Annotated in this window: 7 protein-coding genes; 5 read left to right on the top strand and 2 right to left on the bottom strand. The window is 69.5% G+C overall.

Annotated features, from left to right (window positions below; all coding sequences use genetic code 11):
- Window positions 1–9: 9 nt before the first annotated feature.
- From D7X55_RS34265 to D7X55_RS34250, 4 genes are all read left to right on the top strand, one after another.
- Window positions 10–714 carry a response regulator transcription factor gene (locus D7X55_RS34265; protein WP_233610238.1) on the top strand — a complete coding sequence of 235 codons (705 nt, stop codon included), beginning with the start codon at window positions 10–12 and terminating at the stop codon, window positions 712–714.
- A 100-nt stretch (window positions 715–814) separates the two neighbouring features.
- A complete protein-coding gene (locus D7X55_RS34260; protein ID WP_120552425.1) occupies window positions 815–1,927 on the top strand; it encodes an S-(hydroxymethyl)glutathione dehydrogenase/class III alcohol dehydrogenase in 1,113 nt (370 codons plus the stop codon).
- Window positions 1,924–2,778, top strand: a complete 855-nt coding sequence (gene fghA / locus D7X55_RS34255) for an S-formylglutathione hydrolase (RefSeq protein ID WP_121725250.1) — start codon at window positions 1,924–1,926, stop codon at window positions 2,776–2,778. Before D7X55_RS34260 ends, fghA begins: the two co-directional genes overlap by 4 nt.
- A gap of 73 nt (window positions 2,779–2,851) precedes the next feature.
- The gene (locus D7X55_RS34250; RefSeq protein ID WP_120552427.1) at window positions 2,852–4,126 is read left to right on the top strand and encodes a DEAD/DEAH box helicase; all 1,275 of its coding nucleotides are present in this window, start codon (window positions 2,852–2,854) and stop codon (window positions 4,124–4,126) included.
- On the opposite strand, the gene D7X55_RS34245 is transcribed toward D7X55_RS34250, so the two are convergent.
- Together D7X55_RS34245 and D7X55_RS34240 are read right to left on the bottom strand one after the other, a co-directional pair.
- Entirely contained in the window at window positions 4,120–4,608 is a 489-nt protein-coding gene (locus D7X55_RS34245; RefSeq protein ID WP_121725249.1) for a peptidylprolyl isomerase, read from the bottom strand. The genes D7X55_RS34250 and D7X55_RS34245 overlap by 7 nt on opposite strands.
- A 75-nt stretch (window positions 4,609–4,683) precedes the next feature.
- The gene (locus tag D7X55_RS34240) at window positions 4,684–5,220 is read right to left on the bottom strand and encodes a DUF2378 family protein (protein ID WP_121725248.1); all 537 of its coding nucleotides are present in this window, start codon (window positions 5,218–5,220) and stop codon (window positions 4,684–4,686) included.
- Window positions 5,221–5,408: 188 nt separating this feature from the next.
- Between D7X55_RS34240 and D7X55_RS34235 the strand changes: the two genes are divergently transcribed.
- On the top strand, window positions 5,409–5,951 hold the full coding sequence (locus D7X55_RS34235) for an RNA polymerase sigma factor (protein WP_120552429.1): 543 nt from the start codon (window positions 5,409–5,411) through the stop codon (window positions 5,949–5,951).
- The last annotated feature ends 21 nt before the right edge of the window (window positions 5,952–5,972 follow it).

The raw sequence follows: 5,972 nt of genomic DNA, 5'->3' as shown, positions 1-5,972 counted from the left end.
GCCCTCCCCATCCGCGTGTTCGTCGTGGAGGACCAGACCAAGATCTTGAAGAACCAGCTGCGCCTCTTCGAAGGCCACCCGGACATCGACATCGTGGGCACCGCGCTGTCGGGCGAGGCCGCGTTGGTGGAGGTGGAGCGCGAGCAGCCGGACGTGCTGCTGCTGGATCTGGGACTGCCGCGCATGAGCGGCATCGACGTCACGCGAGAGGTGAAGGCGCGCTTCCCGAAGGTGGAGATCCTGATCTTCACCATCTTCGACGAGGAGGACAAAGTCCTCGAAGCCGTGAAGGCGGGCGCGTCCGGCTACCTGCTCAAGGGCGCCACGGTGGACAAGATCGTCGAGGCCATCAAGGAGGTGCGCGCGGGCGGCACGGTCATCCAGCCGAACCTGGCGCGCCGCCTGTTGCGCCACTTCCGCGTGGAGCCGGACACCGCGCCCGTGCCCACCGAACCCTTGCCCGTGACGGAGTCCGCGCCAGCCAGTGATGAAGCGTCCGCGCACGAGCCGCTGCTCAAGCCGCTGTCGGACCGGGAGCGGGAGATCCTCCAGCTCATCGCCAAGGGCGTGTCCAACAGCGAGGCGGCCCGGCTGCTGTCGCTGTCCAAGGCGACCATCCGCACGCACCTGGAGCACATCTACCGGAAACTCGAAGTGACGAACCGCGTGGAGGCCGTCACCGAGGGCATCCGCAAGGGCCTCATCTCCGTCTAGTAGCGGGCCCTGATGGGTCGGGCTGGTTCTTTTCACGGACGACGCGGTGCGTGGCCTCTACAGTGGGGAGTCTTCCTTCCCCACTCACAGGAGCCCCACCATGGACGTCCGCGCCGCCGTCGCCTTCGAGGCCGGCAAGCCCCTGAGCATCGAAACCGTGCACCTGGAGGGCCCCAAGGCGGGCGAGGTGCTGATCGAGCTGAAGGCCACCGGCCTGTGCCACACCGACGAGTTCACCCGCTCCGGCGCGGACCCGGAGGGCCTGTTCCCCGCCATCTTCGGCCACGAGGGCGCGGGCATCGTCGTGGACGTGGGCCCGGGCGTCACCAGCGTGAAGAAGGGCGACCACGTCATCCCGCTCTACACGCCGGAGTGCCGCGGCTGTAAGTCGTGCCTGTCCCAGAAGACGAACCTGTGCACGGCCATCCGCGCCACGCAGGGCAAGGGCCTGATGCCGGATGGCACCAGCCGCTTCCGCCTGGGCAAGCAGATGATCCACCACTACATGGGCTGCTCCACGTTCGCGAACTACACGGTGCTGCCGGAGATCGCCGTGGCGAAGATCCGCGAGGACGCCCCGTTCGAGAAGGTCTGCTACATCGGCTGCGGCGTCACCACCGGCGTGGGCGCCGTCGTCTACACCGCGAAGGTGGAGGCCGGCGCGAAGGTCGTCGTCTTCGGTCTGGGCGGCATCGGCCTCAACGTCGTGCAGGCCGCGCGCATGGTGGGCGCCGACATGATCGTCGGCGTGGACCTGAACCCCGCGCGCAAGGAGATCGCGGAGAAGTTCGGGATGACGCACTTCGTGAACCCGAAGGAGGTGGAGGGAGACCTCGTCCCCTACCTCGTCAACCTCACCGGCGGCGGCGCGGACTACAGCTTCGAGTGCATCGGCAACGTGAAGACGATGCGCCAGGCCCTGGAGTGCTGCCACCGCGGCTGGGGCGAGAGCATCATCATCGGCGTGGCGGGCGCGGGTCAGGAGATCAGCACCCGTCCGTTCCAGCTCGTCACGGGCCGCGTGTGGAAGGGCAGCGCGTTCGGCGGCGCGCGCGGCCGCACGGACGTGCCGAAGATTGTCGACTGGTACATGGACGGGAAGATCCAGGTGGACCCGCTGATCACGCACACGCTGAAGCTGGAGGAGATCAACCACGGCTTCGACCTGATGCACGAAGGCAAGTCCATCCGCAGCGTGGTGAAGTACGCATGAGCGCCGTGGCTCCCACGCTCGTCAGCGAGCACGCGTGCTTCGGGGGGACGCAGTCCTTCTGGAAGCACCCGTCCGAGGCGTGCGGCGGTGAGATGCGCTTCAGCGTCTACACCCCGCCCCAGGCGAAGCACGGCAAGGTGCCCGTGCTGTATTACCTGGCGGGCCTCACCTGCACGGAGGAGACGTTCGCCATCAAGGGCGGCGCGCAGCGCGTGGCGGCACAGCTGGGGCTGATGCTCGTGGCGCCGGACACCAGTCCTCGCGGCGCGGGCATCCCGGGCGAGGACGCGGACTGGGACTTCGGCACCGGCGCGGGCTTCTACCTGGACGCCACCCAGGAGCCGTGGAAGGCGCGCTACCGCATGGGCACGTACATCACGAAGGAGCTGCCCGGCATCATCGGTGCGCACTTCCCCGCGCGCATGGACCGCGAGGGCATCTTCGGGCACTCCATGGGCGGGCACGGCGCGCTGGTCACGGCGCTGCGCGACCCGGGCCGGTACAGGTCCGTGTCCGCGTTCGCGCCCATCGGGGCTCCCATCCGCAGCCCCTGGGGCAAGAAGGCCTTTGGCGGCTACCTGGGGCCGGATGAGGCGACGTGGCGCGAGTACGACGCCACGGAGCTCCTGAAGGCCGGCCGGCGCCTGCCCGCGCTGCTGGTGGACCAGGGGACGAAGGACAAGTTCCTGCCGGACCAGCTGCACCCGCACTTCCTGAAGGAGGCCTGCGAGGCGGCGGGCCAGCCCCTCACCCTGCGCATGCAGGAGGGGTACGACCACGGCTACTACTTCGTCTCCACGTTCATGGAGGACCACCTGCGCCACCATGGCGCGGCGCTGAACGCGGGCTGAAAGCCGAGGCCCGGGCACTCATGCCCTGCAATCCCCCTTCCCTCCCTGGCCCGAAACGTGGGAGGCGTGGGGCATGAGTGCTTCCTTCAAGTCCCTGGGCCTGTCTCCCGAAACGCTGGGTGCGGTGAAGCGTGCCCGCTTCGGTGCCCCCACGCCCATCCAGGCGCAGGCCATCCCGCCCGCGCTGTCCGGCCGCGACGTCATTGGCTGCGCGGCCACCGGCACCGGCAAGACGGCCGCCTACCTGCTCCCCATGATTGAACGCTTCGCGGGCGAGAAGGGCACGCGGGGCCTCATCCTCACGCCCACGCGCGAGCTGGCGCAGCAGGTGGAGGAGCAGGCCCGCTTCTTCGGCGAGCCCCTGGGCGTCCTGCCCGTCCTCATCGTCGGCGGCGAGGACATGAACGCTCAGGTGGATGCGCTGCGCGAGCGCCCCACCCTCATCGTCGCCACGCCGGGCCGGCTCGTGGACCTCTTGGGCGTGAAGGCCGTGAACCTGTCGCGCATCCAGACGCTGGTGCTGGATGAGGCGGACCGGATGCTCGACATGGGCTTCCTGCCGCAGATCAACCAGATCCTCCACGCGCTGCCCCGCGAGCGCCAGACGCTGCTGTTCTCCGCCACGCTGGGCGCGGACGTGACGCGCTTCGGACAGCGCGCCCTGCACAAGCCCGTGCGCGTGGAGGTGACTCCCAGCGGCACGCCCGCGCCTCGCGCCGAACAGCACCTCTACATCGTGAAGCCCGAGGAGAAGTGGCCCCTGCTCCTCACGCTGCTCTCCCAGGATCAAGCCAGCGCGCTCATCTTCGTTCGCACCCAGCAGCGCGCGGACAAGATGAAGGAATTGCTCGCGGCCGCGGGCCACAAGTCCGCCGCCCTGCACGCGGGCCGCACGCAGGCCCAGCGGCGTCAGGCGTTGGAGGGCTTCCGCCGGGGGCAGTACCGCTGCCTCGTGGCCACCGACCTGGCGGCGCGCGGCCTGGACGTGGATGACATTGGCCACGTCATCAGCCTGGACGTGCCGCACGGACCGGAGGACTACGTGCACCGGATTGGCCGCACCGCTCGCGCGGCGGCCAGTGGACGGGCGTCGTTGTTCGCGCTGGAGGTGGAGCGCCGCACGCTCCAGGACATCGAGCGCATCATCCGCCAGGAGCTTCCGCGCACGGAGGTGCCGCGCAGGGACCCCATCTTCAAGCGGGAGATGGAGGCGTTCGCGGCGAAGCAGCGCGACCCGGGGCCGCCCCAGGCCGACCATGGGCGCTCCAAGCGGCCCGAAGGCGCGGCGCCCGGGCGGCATGCCCGGACGCACGGCAAGGGCCGGCCAAAGGGCCCCGCAGGTCAGTGATCGTGGTCCTCACCAGGGCCGTGCGCGTGGCCGTGCTCGAGCTCCTCGGGCGTGGCGGCGCGCACTTCCTTGATGGTGACGTCGAAGTGCAGCTCCTTGCCGGCGAACGGGTGGTTGAAGTCCACCAGCACCGTGTCCTTGCGCACCTCCTTCACCAGGAAGTCGACCTCGTCGCCCTCCGGATCCGTGGCGCTCAGGATGCCGCCGGCCTTGATCTCCAGGTCGTCGGGGAACTCGGAACGGGGGACCTCCTCGACGCCTTCCGGGTCGTAGTCGCCGTAGCCGTCCGCCGCGGAGACGACCGTCTTCAGCGACTCGCCCGCGGACTTGCCCTCCAGCGCCTTCTCCAGGCCGGGGACGATCTCCTCGTAGCCGTGCAGGTAGACGAGCGGCTCGCCTGCCTCGCTCTCGTCCACGATCTTCCCGTCGCCGAGGTGCAGCTTGTAGTCAATGGCGACAACACTGTCCTTGCCGATTTTCATGGGGCCCTCATAGCGCATTCAGTCATGTCGCGGTGGAAGGATGATGCTCACCGTTACGGCGTGCACAGGGACGTCCTACCAGCGCATGCGCAGCTCGAAGCGGCCGTGGCCGTCATCGGACTCGAGTACCGCGCTGGGGTTGGAGGCCCCGGCCTGGCGCAGGGCCTCCTCGCAACAGCCCGCCGCGGCCTCCGACGGGAACGGATAGCCCTGGAACGTCACGCGCCAGTCCTTGGGGCCCAGCTCCGTGGAGGTGATCTCCACCGGCTCCATCACGGAGCGGAAGCTCAGCGCCACGCGCTTCATGGCGCGGTCCGGGCCCGCGACCTTCAGGGCCACGTTCACCACCTTGCCCACCAGCGTCTCGAAGTAGCCGCGCACCAGGTCCCGGCCCATCTGCCGCAGGGCCTCCTCGCGAGGCCGGCCCGCGTAGGCCGCCTGCAGCACCAGGTTCTGGCAGCGCAGGAACACCGACGCCGGATAGCTGGCCCGGGGGCGGTCCGGGTCGTAGCCCGCCGCCGCCATGCGCTCGCGCATCGCGTTGTCCATCCGCACGCAGCGAAGGAGCGATTCGAACAGCGTGTTCTGGATGACGACCTCGGCCGGGGACATGGACGCTCGAAGTGGGGAAACGCGCTGAAACAGGGAAGGCGCGCGACACTACCCTTTCGGGTCCTGGAAGCGAGCCCCCTGGCGATGTCACGTCCAACGCTTGTCGTTTCAAGGCCTTGGAGCAGCCTGGAGGGCAATCGACCGTTCGCGGAAACGATTTCCGGGCAGGGCCGTCCGTGAGCCAGACGATGGAAGGCGTCACGGACGAAGTGCTCATGGACCAGTTCTGCCAGGGAGACCAGCCGGCGTTCGAGGCGCTGTTCGCCCGGCACGCCGGGCGCGTGCACGGCTTCCTCGCTCGCATGGTGAGGGACGGGCCTTTGGCGGAGGACCTCATGCAGACGACCTTCCTCTCCGTCATCCGCGCCCGGGGCCGCTACGAGCGGGGCACGCGCTTCACCCCCTGGCTGCTCACCATCGCGGCGAACGCGGCCCGGGATGCGCTGCGGCACCAGCAGCACGTGGACGCGCACGCGCACGCGCCGCCGGAGGGGCCCACGGCGGTGCCCGCGCCGGATGGAGACCCGGCCATGCGCCGGCGCATCGAGGACGCGCTCCAGCAGTTGCCCCTGGAGCAGCGCGAGGCGGTGGTGCTGAGCAAGCTGGAGGGCTGGTCCTTCGAGGAGATCGCCGAGATGCGCGGCATCCGCGCGGGCGCGGCCCGGCTCCGCGCGCACCGGGGCTACGAGAAGCTGCGCGAACTCCTGGGTGGACTGGAGGACATGTCATGAGCCTCCCGTCCGACCCCTGGC

Origin of the sequence: Corallococcus sp. AB049A, assembly GCF_003668885.1 — a bacterium.
GTDB classification, from domain to species: domain Bacteria; phylum Myxococcota; class Myxococcia; order Myxococcales; family Myxococcaceae; genus Corallococcus; species Corallococcus interemptor.
The sequence above is the reverse complement of the archived record's forward strand: the minus strand, read 5'-3'. Positions and strand labels throughout refer to the sequence as shown.

Excerpts from the sequence above, each read along its gene's own strand:
- D7X55_RS34260 (WP_120552425.1), top strand. The coding sequence starts at position 815 with ATGGACGTCCGCGCCGCCGTCGCCTTCGAGGCCGGCAAGCCCCTGAGC.
- fghA (WP_121725250.1), top strand. The coding sequence starts at position 1,924 with ATGAGCGCCGTGGCTCCCACGCTCGTCAGCGAGCACGCGTGCTTCGGG.
- D7X55_RS34250 (WP_120552427.1), top strand. The coding sequence starts at position 2,852 with ATGAGTGCTTCCTTCAAGTCCCTGGGCCTGTCTCCCGAAACGCTGGGT.
- D7X55_RS34245 (WP_121725249.1), bottom strand. The coding sequence starts at position 4,608 with ATGAAAATCGGCAAGGACAGTGTTGTCGCCATTGACTACAAGCTGCAC.
- D7X55_RS34240 (WP_121725248.1), bottom strand. The coding sequence starts at position 5,220 with ATGTCCCCGGCCGAGGTCGTCATCCAGAACACGCTGTTCGAATCGCTC.
- D7X55_RS34235 (WP_120552429.1), top strand. The coding sequence starts at position 5,409 with ATGGAAGGCGTCACGGACGAAGTGCTCATGGACCAGTTCTGCCAGGGA.